The following is a 14,323-nucleotide window of genomic DNA, read 5'->3' as shown; positions in this document are numbered from 1 at the left end:
TTATGGACAAGAGCTTGTTCGACGACAATAAAGTCATTGCACTGATTGGGTTGCTACTGGCAGCACTCATTGTGGTGAGTACCATGTTTGTTATGACCTATATGACTGATAGTTCGCGTAACGACGCACAGCCTATTGATGTGCAGAATTGCTACAAAAAATAACGAATATTCGCCGAATGCTATTTTAAGAATTCAGGCGAATAACGAGAGATAAGGGTAGTTACGCCTGCTTTTGATGAACCGCATGCAGTGGCAATGCGATATTAAGGTCAATATCTGTATTTTGCCTGAAATCATAAGGCGTTATGCCGTAACGTTTTCTGAACATATAAGTAAAATGTGACTGCGAGCCAAAACCAAAATCCAATGCAATATCAAAAATCGTACTATTGCTGCTTCTAAGTTGATAAACAGCACCTGCTAAACGTCTTTCTCGGATGTACTTCCCTAACGATGTGCCTGTTACTTCTTTAAAAATTTTTTGCATGTGCCAAAGTGAGTAGCCTGAATATGTGGCCAACTCTTCGAGATAGATGACTCGCCCTAAGTGGGTTTCGACCCATTTACTGAGGGCGCAGACTAACGTGAGATGATTTTCTTGTGACATTATTTAGTCTGTTTTTTCAAGTTAGGAGTAGTGCAGTATACACAACTTGAATCGAACAACACAAAACACCAAATTAGCTACCATGATGGTGGAGCCGTTATAAAGAGTTTTCAACGGGTATTTGCAAAAGCGTTTTCTGGTGCCATAGTAAAAGGGTAGTGTTATTTGGAAGGGCCTTCCCTGAGGTTGAAGGTTAAATTTGGAAAAATAGAAGTTAAAAATGATGAGGTGATCGCATGTTGATAACAGTGATTATGACTCTGATAGCGGTTGTTGGTGTGACCGTTTTTCTAAAGATGCCAGTAATGGTCCTGCATAAAGGTAAAAGCGCAGGAGGTGATAAACTGTGAGATTAGGAATATTGTGACTGGTATATATTCAATAAGTTACCCTTAGAACCAGGTTTTTGATGACAATCATACCTGGTTTTTTTATATCCTATTTTTAGCACCGAAACTATCAACGATAGGCTTCACCGTGACCTTTCTACGTATCGATTAATATTTTTGGCTCACGCATCCTTCGCGGCTTACCTGAACGATTGACTACCCACAAGAACCTCGCCCTCAAACCACAACCTACCGATGGATAACCAGATGAGCATGGCACAGGTGGTTAAAGAGTTGTTGTGGCCAGCGTGATATCCTTACGTGATATTACTTTAAAGGAATTATTCATGTCAGATATGTTTACTAATGACCAAGAAATGGTCTCTGATTTGGTTGCTTGCCAACTAGTGATTAAGCAAATTCTTGATGTGATTGATATTATTGCACCAGCAGAGGTGCGAGATAAAATGTCACATCAACTTAAATCTATTGATTTTAGCGCACATCCAGCGGGTGCTGACCCAGTGACTAAGCGGGCCATAGAGAAGGCCATCGCACTGATCGATATGAAGTTTACGCAAAAATGACAGCTTTATTTTTAAGAGTGACATTCAAAATCGTAGGCATAAACCAACACTGCTACAGATAGTCACTTAGAGAAATAAAAAAATAACCAGCGGGCTTATTGCAAACCCGCTGGTGGGTTATTCAAATATATTGTTACCTATTTTTTTCACTAAAGGACAGTTGCTGACGCCAATGATACCATTTTCACCGTTTATAAATTGAGCGGTTGATATAGTTCTAGCTGTTAGGTATTTACATTGTAATCCCAATCCAGCAGCATTTTTATCACTACCGATCAGTACGCCATAACCTGAAAACAGTAAACCAAGGTATATAATAGCCACGATCAAGAATAATCTGAATAAACTCATGTAGTTACTCCGTGTAATTAGTTTTACTTATTGTCTTGCTGAAATATTTAATAATTTAACTACTAATGATGTGATAATTAATAATAAAAATCCTAAATTATATTGATTTATAAGACGAAACAGTAAAAAATCTATGCTTAGTTAGGTCATATGACAATTTTGACATCACTAAATACATATTGGCTATAAATGGTTGATGTTTGATCCAGTATAATTTAAAAAACGTTGAAGGTTGAAGAAGGTGCCCGATTTGAACATAAAGAAACTTGTTGCGACGGTGGGAATTATTGCCGTTTGTTGCTTGTTTTATCTATTAGCCCTTGACAGCTATTGTGATCAAGGAGGGACGTTCTCAACGGGCCTATGTACCATAACTTCGATTATTCCGTGGTAACGTATTTTATTTTAAATACAAATAATAACCATTCTCAGTAATTATGATGCTAATTGCCATTCCTTTCTTATTCAGCCGCTAATTTCACCCTTCTGATGGGCTGAGTGGTAAGATAACGACTTCGTCATGCATGTAATAGGGTTGTCAATGTTAGAAACAAATATGAGCGGGTTGGGTGTGTTCCCTATTGCGCTGTCACTATTTACTGTCATTTTTTTCTTGATAGTTTGGTTCTTCTTGAGCCGAGCCAGTGTACGAGCAAATGAACAAATCCATTTGCTACAAGAGATTGCCGAGCAGCAAAAACTGCAAACTGAATTGCTCAAAGCGCTAGTTGCCAATGCCACTGGCGTCAGTGATGGGCAAAGTGATAGTGACATCGTTTCTCCTCTCGATTTTAAAGGCTTCATTCCTGAGAGATAAGCTATCCCGATTCTGGCGCTGTCGAAAGGCTGTGCCAGAGTGATTGTTAGTTTAGTTAGCAATCGCTTCAGACTGAGCTGTGATACCTCTCTCCACTTTCCCCTTTATTCACTTTTAACGTCCTGTTTATCCGTCTGAAATAAAGCATGCAAGCTGTCATAAATTTGTCTTATTTTCACCGTAATGTAGCCAGAACTTTTAAAAAGAACGGTGATTCGGATGATCAAATGGTATGAAGAGAGTGACAGTGAAGTGAACAGAAGTATTGCGCTATTGAACGGTGAAGATCCTGATAAGTGGTATCCGTACGGAGGTATTAAGGGCAAGGATTACTGTAAAAATCCATCCGATGCATGGCCTATCATTTATGCCAATAAAATTGGCCTTTATTCCCCTGAAGTTAATGATAATAATCAGTGGAACGCCCGAATCACTAACTCCCTTGGTGAATGGCAAGCTTACAGTCAAAGCCCGTTACGCGCGGCCATGATCTGCTACTTGTTGAGTCGGGAAGCTTAATAATAACGATCCGAAATTTTCATCAAGTGTCATTATTCCGTCAGTATTAAGTGGCGGGACGAATAAACGATAAGAAGTCTGTAACGACTTTCGTGGAGCTGATGATGAAACGTATTATTAAAGGGGATTCAAATTTATCTCATTTGGTGATTGCTCACGCAGCAATTGATCATCACCAAAAATCTTACGGTGTACGACGCCAAGGTTGGCCTTCAACTTATCTTATCCGCTACAAAAATAATCGCGTTGCTGTAGAAGTGGTCACACGACGTCAATCGTATGTGGCCACTTTGATGATTGGTGCCCGTAATTTAAGTAAGTTATGTGGTATGTCAAATCGGCATGTTTCAATGTGAATCGCCATCTTGGACAGATATAGCCAATAGTACAGAGACACAAAGCTATTGGTGCATTTTCGTAACGTGCCAACTACCTTTATCCTTGATGCAATCTGTTTTAAGTGTTAAAAACGCCGCAAATTTATTTATAAAATACTGTTTACGACTACTGGTTAAGAACAGATGCGGCAGAGGATAGGATGGAACAGCAGTTACAAGAATCAACGCTCAAACGCGGTTTAAAAAATCGACATATTCAACTGATTGCGCTGGGTGGCGCAATTGGTACTGGTCTATTTCTAGGGATTGCCCAGACTATCAAAATGGCCGGCCCCTCAGTCATCTTGGGATATGCCATCGGCGGTTTTATTGCATTCCTTATCATGCGCCAACTGGGTGAGATGGTCGTTGAGGAACCCGTGGCCGGTTCATTTAGCCATTTTGCTTATAAATATTGGGGCGATTTTGCCGGGTTTTTATCTGGCTGGAACTACTGGGCGATGTTTATTCTCGTCGGTATGGCTGAACTAACTGCTGTAGGTATCTATATCCAATATTGGTGGCCTGAAATACCCACATGGGTTTCTGCCGCCGTCTTTTTTGTCTTGATCAATGCCATTAACCTTATCAATGTCCGTATGTACGGTGAAACTGAATTTTGGTTTGCGATCATCAAGGTTGTTGCCATTATCGGGATGATAGTCTTTGGCGCATACCTTTTGGCATCAGGAACCGGCGGCCCAGGTGCCTCTATCACAAATCTCTGGGCCCAAGGTGGTTTTATGCCTCACGGATTAAGTGGCTTAGTGATGGCGATGGCCGTGATTATGTTTTCTTTCGGTGGGCTAGAGATGGTGGGGATCACTGCGGCTGAAGCGGAAGATCCACAAAACAGTATTCCTAAAGCAACCAATCAAGTCGTCTATCGTATTCTCATCTTTTATATTGGCTCACTGGGTGTTCTGCTCTCTCTTTATCCGTGGGGTAAGGTTGTTGAAGGCGGCAGCCCCTTTGTGATGATTTTCCATGCATTAGACAGTAACTTGGTAGCGACCATCTTGAATGTGGTGGTTTTGACTGCAGCATTATCGGTCTATAACAGTGGAGTATATTGTAATAGCCGTATGCTATTTGGTTTGGCATCACAAGGAAATGCCCCTAAGTTATTGACTAAGGTGAATAAACGTGGGGTGCCTATACTGTCAATTGCACTCTCAGCATTGGCAACCTCGGCGGGTGTCGTGATTAACTATGTGATGCCGGGCAAAGCCTTTGAGCTCCTGATGGCACTTGTCGTCTCAACGCTGGTCATTAACTGGGTCATGATTTGTCTCGCGCATTTAAAATTCCGTGCTGCAAAAACGCGAGAGGGCGTAGAACCACGATTTAAGGCGTTATGGTATCCCTACGGTAATTACCTGTGTCTGGTCTTCTTATCGCTGATTCTGGTCATCATGTACCTCACTGATGGCATTCAAATCTCCGTCTTGATGATGCCCGTTTGGGTGGCATTGTTGTGGTGTGGTTTCATGCTGACTCGCCGTCAAAAACGAGGCAAGATACAGACTAAGAACTCAAATATAGCCTGATAGGCTCGTTGTATTTGTTAAATAAAAAAACGGATATAACCATTTGGGGTTATATCCGCGTTTTGAAAATAATGTCTTGGTGAGTATGTTTAAATCAGCTGCAATCAAATAGAGTTGATATCATGGGATATTTACCAGCACAAATGAATGCATCCTAATGGTGCACTAAAAGTTAATTGAGATTAATTCTTAACTGCACAATATAACCACTTTTAATTCATGGTCTAATTAGCTTAATAAAGTATCTTATTAAAATTGCCAACGCATCCAAGTAAACAATACATTCCCATTGTTATAAGTGCCGGGAATATAGGTAGTTTGTAGTGAAAACTTATTATACTCAATGGATACGAGCGGTAAAGGTAAGGGTATTGGGATGTAATGATATTCGTGGCGAGCGGTAATACTTGCCGTAAAGCCTACACCAAATCGCCATCCATCCATTCTTCCCGGTATCCACATTTTTTGGTAACCATAACCTATAATGGGTTCAACTTCGTTGTGTGAGTCCATAAACGCCATCGCATACACAGAGTGCCAATTGTTATTCTCATCATAGCGATATCTGCCATAACCGATGCCCCATGGCCTTTCATTGTAGGACGCTATCTTATCCGCATCGTAAGTTCTACGGTTGTGCCACGTATTCAGCGGGATATACAGCTCTTGCTCCGGTGAATCCCAAGCGAGGGTGATATTGTTGACCAGACGCTGCCACAGGCTGTTACTGCCCGCATGTGGCTCAATTTTCTGCTCTGTGGGCACCTTGCCAGATTGATTGATATCTTCCGCAAGAGCAGTTGAAACATGGCCCCACCACAAACTACTCAGCAAGCAGGCGCTGATAATATACTTATGAATCATGATTTAAATCTCTGGTGCTGATAAGCCTAAATAAATTATCCAAGCATCAGATAATCTATATGCCTATCAAAAGTAATGATTGGTAATAAGCTAGTTATAATTAGGTAGAGGTTATCGTCTAAATCCTAAACAGTTCTTTAACGAAAAGGTAAAACCTTAATTTAAGCTTTTCTCAGAATGGCTAAGATATAATAGAAAATCACTTGGATATATCTTAAATTTTCTTTTTTACATAGAATTGACAATAATACACAGAATGAAATGACTTCCGTGACTGACTAATATCTCCATTTTCTTATATATTTATACAATTTACAAAAAGAGAAAATGCACCTTTCTGGTGCGGGTTGGTTGATTTTGATGCATCCTAGTATTCAATAAGCTCAATAATAGAGCGCTTAATAAATTAATAACCTCAGAGTTGAGGGTGTATTTCCCTGAGTATTAGTGGGAGAGCGGTTTATTTTTTCACTAGTGTTCTTGGTTTTGAATTGTCATTTCAGATGAGATTGGCGAATAAGATATTTATGTCTTTTAGATGTTTCGGGGCTCAGAGGTATAACCTGAGGTTAAGTAAGGGGTTACTCCCCCAGTCTGGGGTCTGGAAATTGTGTGATACTCCGGTGTCAGCATCTATGACAGGGGCGTGATATATTCAATTATTATATATTTAATGCTAATAAATTTTATACCCATACGTTTTTTGTGACGTTTAAAACATGCCAATCATGAGGTGGTGACGTAAGAAATATTATAAAAAGAGTTAGCCTAAATGTTAAAAACCAGTAAGAAAGCGGGGCAGAGCAGTATAAAAAAATAGAGCAGAAAATACGATGACCTTCAACAGGTTTTGGCATATTTAAGCATTCTTTATGTGCAACCGATTCAAATATGTGCGACAGGTTCACCCTTGATTAAAAATGGCTTGCCATCGAATTCAGAGTATGTGATAACGCATATGGGTAAAACGAGGTACAGTTCTGTATATGTGTGGCATTTTCAGTAAAGAAGTTCTGAGTAAAGACGTTAGCGTTGAATACCGCTTCTCTGCCGATCCTTATCTTAGTGCCTCAAGCAGTAACGACTCTAGTTTGTCTATGTAAACGCCTACGGGCGAGTTAAACAATCCAAAGGAAATACTCAAGATGGCAAAGATCAAAGGTCAAGTTAAGTGGTTCAACGAGTCTAAAGGTTTCGGTTTCATCACTCCAGCTGACGGCAGCAAAGATGTGTTCGTACACTTCTCTGCAATCCAAGGTAATGGCTTCAAAACCTTGGCTGAAGGCCAGAACGTAGAGTTCGAAATCCAAGACGGTCAGAAAGGTCCGTCTGCAGTAAACGTTACTGCAATCTAATCAGCACTTTTGCTGTAATAAAACCCGCCATTGTGCGGGTTTTTCGTTTCTGAAATCATTACGCGGTGAGTTCATTAAGGCAGGATGATCAAGCCAGAATACTGGTTGCGGCCTTTAATGCTTGGGTGCGTAGGATCAATTGCTTGTTGCTGGCTGGTACGACGATAGCTGGTGTACTTAAACTGAACTTTATTCGCATCATCTTTATCCGGTACGGTGGTACATATAGTACAACCGCCTATTCGCTCAACTTGATAGATACCTGCTCCGCGTAATTGATGCTCAGCAATCACCGCCAAGTTGAGGTGACGAAAACGGGGAGTAATAATGTTTCTAGCCAACGGCAATTGGTGAACAAACTGCTCAACTAACTCTTCATTAACCTCATAACAGCAAGATCTTGCTGCTGGCCCAATAGCGGCAACCCAATTCGCGGGATCGTCGTCGCGTGAGATACGTTTCACCATATTCAAAATAATGCCATCAAGCAATCCGCGCCAACCCGCGTGGACAACCGCAATACCTTTGCCTTGTCGATGACTGAAAATGACCGGAAGGCAATCGGCCGTCAACACCGTTAACAATATTCCGGCTTGGGTGGTATAGAGGCCATCCGCTTCACCACATTCTTGCCGAGGCTGCGTAACATCGACAATTCTGGTGCCATGTACTTGCTTCTTATTGGCTTGCGATTCCCGAAAAGGTTGGAGATCGTCAGGTAGAAGAGACGATTTGTCACCAAAACCGTGGCGGATAGCGGCAATTTTGCTCAATTGTGGTGAAAGGTCGGTCATCAGGTTTACCTACTGAGGGAAAAATACGCCATTCAGTGTAAGCCGTTTTTGAATCGATTGACCAGTCGCCTTTTCGATTAAATGCGCGTTAGCGAATTGTTGCAATATAACGCACCTTGTATCACTGTTTTAGCCCTCTCACGCCGTTGGATAGGGTTTAATGGCAGCTAAATTCCAAGCAGGCAGTCAGGGTTGATCTCAATGATTTCTAAACCAAAAAATGACAGTAATAACTTTATTCGATGGCGGTTTGGTTTGCTGTGTGGCTGCATTTTACTGTCATTCTTAGGTCTGACTGCTCGGGTCGCCTGGCTGCAAATTATTGAGCCAGACAGCTTGGTTAAGGAAGAGGACATGCGTTCCGTGCGCGTGGAAGAAACGCTTAATACACGCGGCATGATTACTGATCGTAATGCCCACCCCTTGGCTGTCAGTGTCCCCGTCGCTGCTGTTTGGGCTGACCCCAAAACAGTGATAGAGAAGGGCGGTGTTGTTGCAAATGAGCGTTGGCATGCATTGGCTCAAGCACTGAACCTGCCACTCGAGCAGGTGAATAGCCGCATATCGCTGGCCCCTAATGCGCGTTTTATCTATCTCGCCCGCCAAGTTGAACCTAATGTTGCTGACTATGTTCGGCGCCTGAAATTACCCGGTATTGAAACGAAAGTGGAGTCACGGCGTTTTTACCCCACAGGGGATGTGGCTGCAAATCTCATCGGTTTTACCAATATTGATGATCAAGGCATCGAAGGGGTAGAGAAAAGTTTTAACTCGCTACTGAGTGGTACGGCAGGCAGTCGGGTTGTGCGAAAAGATCGTTTTGGTCGAGTGATTGAGGATATTGCTTCGACAGACAGCCAGCCTGGGCAAAATGTACAACTCAGCATTGATGAACGGCTGCAGGCAGAAACCTCGCATGCATTGTCCAATGCCGTCATGTTCAATAAAGCAGACTCAGGCTCCGCGGTGGTTATTGATGTCAACACAGGAGAGGTTTTGGCTATGGCGAACTACCCGACGTTTAACCCCAATAATCGTGCTGCAACGCCGGAAGAAAATTTCCGCAATCGCGCCATTAGCGATATTTTTGAACCGGGTTCTACCGTCAAACCGATGGTCGTGATGACGGCATTACAACGGCGTTTAGTTAAGCCGGACACTGTTTTGGATACTCGCCCTTATATCCTGAGCGGTCATCAAATCAAAGATGTGGGCTATTATCCGGCATTATCATTGACTGGCGTATTGCAAAAATCGAGTGATGTGGGGGTTTCTCGGTTGGCGTTAGCCATGCCCGCTGCTGCATTAACGGAAACCTACAGCTTATTTGGTCTGGGAAAGCCAACTGAATTAGGCTTAACCGGTGAAAGCAGTGGGTTGATGCCGCATCGAAAACGCTGGAGTGATCTCGATCGCGCGACGTTTTCCTTTGGCTATGGCTTGATGGTGACACCACTGCAGTTGGCACGTGTGTATGCCACGATTGGCAGCTTTGGCATTTATCGGCCCTTGTCGATTACCAAAGTGGATCCCCCGATAGTTGGGCGACGAGTTTTCCCAGAAAATGAAGTGCGGCAGGTTGAGCATATGATGGAAAGTGTCGCATTGCCGGGTGGCGGCGGGATTAAAGCGGCGGTAAGAGGATACCGTGTTGCCATTAAGACGGGAACAGCGAAGAAGATTGGTCCAAATGGCCAATATATTGATAAGTATGTGGCGTACACCGCAGGCGTTGCACCGGCAAGTCAACCTCGCTTCGCGTTAGTCGTGGTCATTAACAATCCGCAAGGCGGAAAATACTACGGCGGTGCTGTTTCTGCGCCGGTTTTCAGCGATATTATGGGGCAAATTTTGCGCACGATGAATGTGGAACCTGATGCGATTTCCATTGAGGCCATCCGGCACAGCTAAGCGCTGAGATTTACGGATATAACAGTGGCTTGCAACCTCATAAACGCTTCTTTAGACTAACGCCGTGTCTGCCTACGATTGGGCGGTTAATTATCTGTTATTTTGGAACTCAACCATGTCTTATCAGTGCCCCCTTTGCCATCAAGCCTTGCTAAAAAGCTCGCAGCAGTGGCGTTGCAGCAATAATCATCAGTTTGATTGCGCCAAAGAGGGTTACGTTAATTTGATGCCAGTGCAGCATAAAGGCTCCAAACAACCGGGCGATAGCCCTGAGATGATGCAAGCACGGCGGGCGTTTCTGGATGCGGGCTATTATCAGCCTTTGCAGCAGCGAATTTGTGGGCTGCTTGATTCGGCGTTACCGTTAGATGCCGCCACGTTATTGGATATTGGTTGTGGAGAAGGTTATTACACGGCTGCAGTCGCTGATCAACTAAATCGGCAGCGACAAATGTCCATTTTTGGTTTAGATGTGGCAAAAGTCGCCGTTCGATATGGTGCTAAACGCTACCACCAGGTGAATTTCTGCGTAGCTTCCAGCCACAGATTACCCTTTGCTAATCATTCACTTGATGCCGTCTTACGTATTTATGCGCCATGTAAAGCAGCCGAGCTAGCTCGCACGGTGAAGCCCGGTGGGATTGTGGTCACGGTTGCGCCGGGGCCGCGTCACCTCTATCAATTAAAAGCGCTAATTTACGCGCAAGTGCAACTTCATGATGACACGGAAGAATCTCTGGAAGGGTTTGAACTCGTTAGCCGTGAAACACTGGCCTATGAAATGGTGCTCAGTGGCAAACAAGGTTTTAACTTATTGCAAATGACGCCTTTTGCATGGCGCGCCAGCGTAGAAACAGGGCAAGAATTAGCCGCCTCTCAGACATTCACTTGCGAAACTGATTTTGTTATTGCTCTGCATCGCCGTAAAGCTGAAGCGTCCGCTGCTGAAATTCATGAACCTGCGGTTGAATGTTGCGATGCGGTTGAACGTTGCGATGTAGTTGAATGCCACGAAAAGTAGAAGCGCCTTAGCATGCAAGCCTGAAAGGATTCGGGCTGTAAGATACTCTAGTTTTAACTTGAATAATAAAGCATGAGATATAATTTAATGGGAGTGAACCCCCTGAGATTAATATTATTCTAGTGGTAATAGCGTGTAAATATGCCCTGGTGTGGCATTGAGTATTAACTTAAGTCAAATTTATCGTGCTTTATTATTATAATATACTGACGTTACTTTAGATCTAGATTCCGCCAAGTTCGTCCGCCGGACTCAGTGACCAATATTGAAGGGATGAATCTGATTTGTTCAGCAACTTTCAATGCTAAATCAGCAACTTCTTGCTTATTCAATGTACCGCTACCGTAATTGAATTCTCCTTCTGGTAATTTGTAGACTTTATCTCTGCCAATGAGGCGGGTAAATCCCGCATCAGTCATTTTCTTATTAAGTGTTTCGTAATCGCCTTCTACTGCATTATGCAAAACAACACTGACCGTGAAATACGGCATATTTATCTTTCCAATTTAACAGACAATATTGTTTATATATCACACTGCGGGAAAGTATATTTTGACCGGTGTCTAATTGCTGACAGTACAACGCAATTAACCTTGCATTTTATGTGTGTTTATCACTGAAACAGGATTGAGGGGCAATCATTGCCCCAAGTGAAGAGGGCAGCTAGAGGGCGAAGGATAACCGGTTACGCCCAGCGTGTTTTGCTGCATAACACGCAATATCTGCCTGACGCATCGCTTGCGCGGCGGTTTCTGATTGACGATTTAAGGTGACGGCTCCAAGACTTGCCGTGAAGGTGTACGATTGACCGTGCCAATGGAATTGGATAGCGGAAATATCGGTAACTACCTGTTCAAGGATGTCAGTCGCTGGCTTATTTTTACAATTAAATAGCACGATTGCGAATTCATCTCCGCCTAAACGAGCAACAATATCATTTTCTCGCACGGCTTGTTGCATGGTCTGTGCCACCATTCGTAGCACCATATCGCCAGCTTCATGGCCAGCGGTATCATTAACATCCTTGAAGAAATCTAAATCCACGTAACAGAGAATATGCTGCTCATTGTCGCTCAATTCACTCAGGCTATCTGCTAGCCGTTCTTCTAACCGTCGCCGATTAATCAGGCCTGTGAGCATGTCATGATTCGCCTGATACTGCAGTTCACGCTGTTCATGGCGCGCGCGAGTCACGTCTTGGAACACCACGACAGCTCCGGTGAGTTGGTTGTCACGATCGTGAATGGGTGAGGCTGAACAACGAATTTCTTGGCGCTCACCTTGGCTTGATAATAGCTGGCTACCTTCTGGCAATAGCGTATGACGCCCTTCACTTAAACACTGGTTGAAAGCGTCGAGTCGGTTTTTATCCTGTAATGGGGACCACAAAATAAAGACGTCTTCAATGGGCAGGCCGCAGGATTCATTCTGGCTACGACCTGTCATTTCTTCGGCTTTGGGGTTCATTAATACAACGCGGCCCTCACAATCGAGAGAGATAATCCCTTCCTGAATAGAGGACAGCACGCGATGAAGCTGTTCGCGTTCCTCATAACGAGCGACTTCACTGGCCCTAAGCGCATCTTCACGTTGCTTACGTTCACTCATATCACGGATTATTTTGGCGTAACCCAGTAGTTTGCCATTGTGATCGTGAACCACAGTGATGATAGTGACCGCCCAAAAACGGGTCATATCTTTGCGAACTAGCCAGCCTTCACGCTCTATGCGGCCAGCAGATGCCGCGGTTTTCAGTAACTTTTCCGGCAGCCCCGCCGCGATATCTTCTGGCAAGAAGAAACAGCCAAAGTGTTGAGCGATGATCTCATTACTGGCATAGCCGATATTACGTTCTGCCCCATGGTTCCAGGTATTGACCCGCCCCCAAGGATCAAGCATCAAAATGGCGTAATCTTCCACGGTATCGACCATCAAGCGAAAGCGCTCTTCACTGATGCGCAATGCTTCTTCACGCTGACGGCGTTCCGTGAGGTCGCGGACAATTTTGGTAAAGCCCAACAGCTTTCCGTTGTCATCATGCATCGGGTTAATGGCAACACTAGCCCAATAGCGGATACCATTTTTACGCACATGCCAGCCTTCCGTCTGGAAATTACCTTCAGCAATGGCTTTGGCGAGGGACTTTTCTGGCAGACCAGCAGAGATATCCTCCTGAGTGAATAAGAGGGCAAAATGTTCACCAATAATTTCGTCGCTGGTGTAACCCTCATTGCGCTCTCCGCCTTTGTTCCACGTCAGAATGCGCCCATGGGTATCAATCATATAGATGGCGTAATCTTCGACTTCGCTGATTAAATGGCGAAACTGTTCTTCACTTTTCCGTAGCGCATTTTCTCGCTGCCATTTATCGGTCAGGTCACGGGTGACGTGAACAAATCCTTGTAAATTGTTATCTGCGTCATGCAAAGCATTGAGGGTGAGATTACCCCAAAAACGCTTGCCATTTTTTCGCACTCGCCAGCCTTGGGTTTCATAATGACCAAACTGGTTGGCGTGCTGTAGCCCTTTGGTTGGCAGCTTTCCTGCCAAATCTTCTGGTGTATAAAACAGCTCGAAGGATTGGCCAATGATCTCTTCCGCAGCATAACCGGTGTTGCGTTCGGCACCGCTGTTCCACGTCAGGATATGTCCTTGGGCATCAATGATGTAGATGGCGTAGTCATCAACGGCTTCAATTAATAGCCGGAAAATGTGATCGTCAAATGATGCCGGATGCAGAGCCATTCCTGTATTTCCTTGAATTTTTAATCAACATACTATGGCAAAGCAAAAGAGTCGCCATAAGGTTAAGCGGTGATTGCGATAAAAGATATGAATCAGTTTATCGCTAACATGAGAAAGTGGGTAATAAGATTTTTATTAATCTGAAAAAGGAATATAGCCAATAGTCGAAGGAGAATATCGCCAAAGATTGGGTGCTTAAGTGTCAAGCCTGTACTGGCAAGGCTTCTGGCTCTACGACATTAAGTCGATACTGTGCTAAGACTCTATTTTTCACCCTGTAAATATTAGGGGTAAATATCCATTGAAAGTATAAAAATAATGACTTAAGTCGGAATAACCCATTATATCCAATCTATATAAATTCAATTTCCATACTGATTCTACTTTAATGACTTCACATTTCATCGGGTAATAAACTGACCAATAGTGATCAGGTCATTCACACAATGACTCTAATTTTTTTACGCACTAAAAAATATTCCCCGTGAAGTACA

Annotated in this window: 17 protein-coding genes; 11 read left to right on the top strand and 6 right to left on the bottom strand. The window is 43.5% G+C overall.

Features of this window, described 5'->3' with window-relative positions; translation table 11 throughout:
- The first annotated feature begins 2 nt into the window (after window positions 1–2).
- On the top strand, window positions 3–164 hold the full coding sequence (locus BN68_RS06090; protein ID WP_019210274.1) for a hypothetical protein: 162 nt from the start codon (window positions 3–5) through the stop codon (window positions 162–164).
- Window positions 165–222: 58 nt separating this feature from the next.
- Here the strand turns inward: BN68_RS06090 and BN68_RS06085 are convergent, their stop codons facing one another.
- On the bottom strand, window positions 223–609 hold the full coding sequence (locus BN68_RS06085) for a helix-turn-helix domain-containing protein (RefSeq protein ID WP_019210273.1): 387 nt from the start codon (window positions 607–609) through the stop codon (window positions 223–225).
- Between the two features lie 676 nt (window positions 610–1,285).
- Between BN68_RS06085 and BN68_RS06075 the strand changes: the two genes are divergently transcribed.
- On the top strand, window positions 1,286–1,525 hold the full coding sequence (locus tag BN68_RS06075; protein ID WP_019210271.1) for a DUF2766 family protein: 240 nt from the start codon (window positions 1,286–1,288) through the stop codon (window positions 1,523–1,525).
- A gap of 117 nt (window positions 1,526–1,642) precedes the next feature.
- Here BN68_RS06075 and BN68_RS06070 read toward each other — a convergent pair whose 3' ends face one another.
- Window positions 1,643–1,876: a YobH family protein gene (locus BN68_RS06070; RefSeq protein ID WP_019210270.1), complete on the bottom strand. Its 234-nt coding sequence runs from the start codon at window positions 1,874–1,876 to the stop codon at window positions 1,643–1,645.
- 250 nt (window positions 1,877–2,126) lie between these two features.
- Here BN68_RS06070 and mgrB point away from each other — a divergent pair, with 250 nt between their 5' ends.
- From mgrB to BN68_RS06050, 5 genes are all read left to right on the top strand, one after another.
- A complete protein-coding gene (gene mgrB, locus BN68_RS24485; RefSeq protein ID WP_071822406.1) occupies window positions 2,127–2,270 on the top strand; it encodes a PhoP/PhoQ regulator MgrB in 144 nt (47 codons plus the stop codon).
- Between the two features lie 147 nt (window positions 2,271–2,417).
- The gene (locus BN68_RS06065; RefSeq protein WP_019210269.1) at window positions 2,418–2,693 is read left to right on the top strand and encodes a YebO family protein; all 276 of its coding nucleotides are present in this window, start codon (window positions 2,418–2,420) and stop codon (window positions 2,691–2,693) included.
- Window positions 2,694–2,912: 219 nt separating this feature from the next.
- Window positions 2,913–3,212 (top strand): phage protein NinX family protein, encoded by a 300-nt coding sequence (locus tag BN68_RS06060; RefSeq protein WP_019210268.1) that lies wholly within the window; start codon window positions 2,913–2,915, stop codon window positions 3,210–3,212.
- Between the two features lie 104 nt (window positions 3,213–3,316).
- Window positions 3,317–3,568, top strand: a complete 252-nt coding sequence (locus tag BN68_RS06055; RefSeq protein WP_019210267.1) for a DUF4060 family protein — start codon at window positions 3,317–3,319, stop codon at window positions 3,566–3,568.
- A gap of 182 nt (window positions 3,569–3,750) precedes the next feature.
- Complete coding sequence (locus tag BN68_RS06050; RefSeq protein ID WP_019210266.1) at window positions 3,751–5,139, top strand: amino acid permease; 1,389 nt, start codon at window positions 3,751–3,753, stop codon at window positions 5,137–5,139.
- Between the two features lie 249 nt (window positions 5,140–5,388).
- Here BN68_RS06050 and pagP read toward each other — a convergent pair whose 3' ends face one another.
- Window positions 5,389–6,003, bottom strand: a complete 615-nt coding sequence (gene pagP, locus BN68_RS06045) for a lipid IV(A) palmitoyltransferase PagP (RefSeq protein ID WP_019210265.1) — start codon at window positions 6,001–6,003, stop codon at window positions 5,389–5,391.
- 986 nt (window positions 6,004–6,989) lie between these two features.
- Here pagP and BN68_RS06040 point away from each other — a divergent pair.
- Window positions 6,990–7,106: a DUF2627 domain-containing protein gene (locus tag BN68_RS06040; RefSeq protein ID WP_002211058.1), complete on the top strand. Its 117-nt coding sequence runs from the start codon at window positions 6,990–6,992 to the stop codon at window positions 7,104–7,106.
- A gap of 42 nt (window positions 7,107–7,148) precedes the next feature.
- Window positions 7,149–7,358 carry a transcription antiterminator/RNA stability regulator CspE gene (cspE, locus tag BN68_RS06035; protein ID WP_002221949.1) on the top strand — a complete coding sequence of 70 codons (210 nt, stop codon included), beginning with the start codon at window positions 7,149–7,151 and terminating at the stop codon, window positions 7,356–7,358.
- Between the two features lie 74 nt (window positions 7,359–7,432).
- Here cspE and pgeF read toward each other — a convergent pair whose 3' ends face one another.
- Window positions 7,433–8,152 carry a peptidoglycan editing factor PgeF gene (pgeF, locus tag BN68_RS06030; protein ID WP_019210264.1) on the bottom strand — a complete coding sequence of 240 codons (720 nt, stop codon included), beginning with the start codon at window positions 8,150–8,152 and terminating at the stop codon, window positions 7,433–7,435.
- A gap of 201 nt (window positions 8,153–8,353) precedes the next feature.
- Here pgeF and ftsI point away from each other — a divergent pair, with 201 nt between their 5' ends.
- Together ftsI and rlmA are read left to right on the top strand one after the other, a co-directional pair.
- Window positions 8,354–10,063, top strand: a complete 1,710-nt coding sequence (gene ftsI, locus BN68_RS06025; protein ID WP_019210263.1) for a peptidoglycan glycosyltransferase FtsI — start codon at window positions 8,354–8,356, stop codon at window positions 10,061–10,063.
- Between the two features lie 115 nt (window positions 10,064–10,178).
- A complete protein-coding gene (rlmA, locus tag BN68_RS06020; RefSeq protein WP_019210262.1) occupies window positions 10,179–11,084 on the top strand; it encodes a 23S rRNA (guanine(745)-N(1))-methyltransferase in 906 nt (301 codons plus the stop codon).
- 212 nt (window positions 11,085–11,296) lie between these two features.
- Here rlmA and BN68_RS06015 read toward each other — a convergent pair whose 3' ends face one another.
- Both BN68_RS06015 and BN68_RS06010 read right to left on the bottom strand, forming a co-directional pair.
- Complete coding sequence (locus BN68_RS06015) at window positions 11,297–11,575, bottom strand: hypothetical protein (protein WP_019210261.1); 279 nt, start codon at window positions 11,573–11,575, stop codon at window positions 11,297–11,299.
- Window positions 11,576–11,747: 172 nt separating this feature from the next.
- A complete protein-coding gene (locus tag BN68_RS06010; protein ID WP_019210260.1) occupies window positions 11,748–13,829 on the bottom strand; it encodes a PAS domain S-box protein in 2,082 nt (693 codons plus the stop codon).
- Between the last annotated feature and the right edge of the window lie 494 nt (window positions 13,830–14,323).

This window comes from Yersinia massiliensis CCUG 53443 (genome assembly GCF_000312485.1).
Classification (GTDB): Bacteria; Pseudomonadota; Gammaproteobacteria; order Enterobacterales; family Enterobacteriaceae; genus Yersinia; species Yersinia massiliensis.
This window is presented reverse-complemented; position numbering and strand designations above follow the sequence as displayed.

Coding starts and splice junctions, on each gene's coding strand:
- BN68_RS06090 (WP_019210274.1), top strand. CDS start 3: ATGGACAAGAGCTTGTTCGACGACAATAAAGTCATTGCACTGATTGGG.
- BN68_RS06085 (WP_019210273.1), bottom strand. CDS start 609: ATGTCACAAGAAAATCATCTCACGTTAGTCTGCGCCCTCAGTAAATGG.
- BN68_RS06075 (WP_019210271.1), top strand. CDS start 1,286: ATGTCAGATATGTTTACTAATGACCAAGAAATGGTCTCTGATTTGGTT.
- BN68_RS06070 (WP_019210270.1), bottom strand. CDS start 1,876: ATGAGTTTATTCAGATTATTCTTGATCGTGGCTATTATATACCTTGGT.
- BN68_RS06065 (WP_019210269.1), top strand. CDS start 2,418: ATGTTAGAAACAAATATGAGCGGGTTGGGTGTGTTCCCTATTGCGCTG.
- BN68_RS06060 (WP_019210268.1), top strand. CDS start 2,913: ATGATCAAATGGTATGAAGAGAGTGACAGTGAAGTGAACAGAAGTATT.
- BN68_RS06055 (WP_019210267.1), top strand. CDS start 3,317: ATGAAACGTATTATTAAAGGGGATTCAAATTTATCTCATTTGGTGATT.
- BN68_RS06050 (WP_019210266.1), top strand. CDS start 3,751: ATGGAACAGCAGTTACAAGAATCAACGCTCAAACGCGGTTTAAAAAAT.
- pagP (WP_019210265.1), bottom strand. CDS start 6,003: ATGATTCATAAGTATATTATCAGCGCCTGCTTGCTGAGTAGTTTGTGG.
- BN68_RS06040 (WP_002211058.1), top strand. CDS start 6,990: ATGTGTGGCATTTTCAGTAAAGAAGTTCTGAGTAAAGACGTTAGCGTT.
- cspE (WP_002221949.1), top strand. CDS start 7,149: ATGGCAAAGATCAAAGGTCAAGTTAAGTGGTTCAACGAGTCTAAAGGT.
- pgeF (WP_019210264.1), bottom strand. CDS start 8,152: ATGACCGACCTTTCACCACAATTGAGCAAAATTGCCGCTATCCGCCAC.
- ftsI (WP_019210263.1), top strand. CDS start 8,354: ATGATTTCTAAACCAAAAAATGACAGTAATAACTTTATTCGATGGCGG.
- rlmA (WP_019210262.1), top strand. CDS start 10,179: ATGTCTTATCAGTGCCCCCTTTGCCATCAAGCCTTGCTAAAAAGCTCG.
- BN68_RS06015 (WP_019210261.1), bottom strand. CDS start 11,575: ATGCCGTATTTCACGGTCAGTGTTGTTTTGCATAATGCAGTAGAAGGC.
- BN68_RS06010 (WP_019210260.1), bottom strand. CDS start 13,829: ATGGCTCTGCATCCGGCATCATTTGACGATCACATTTTCCGGCTATTA.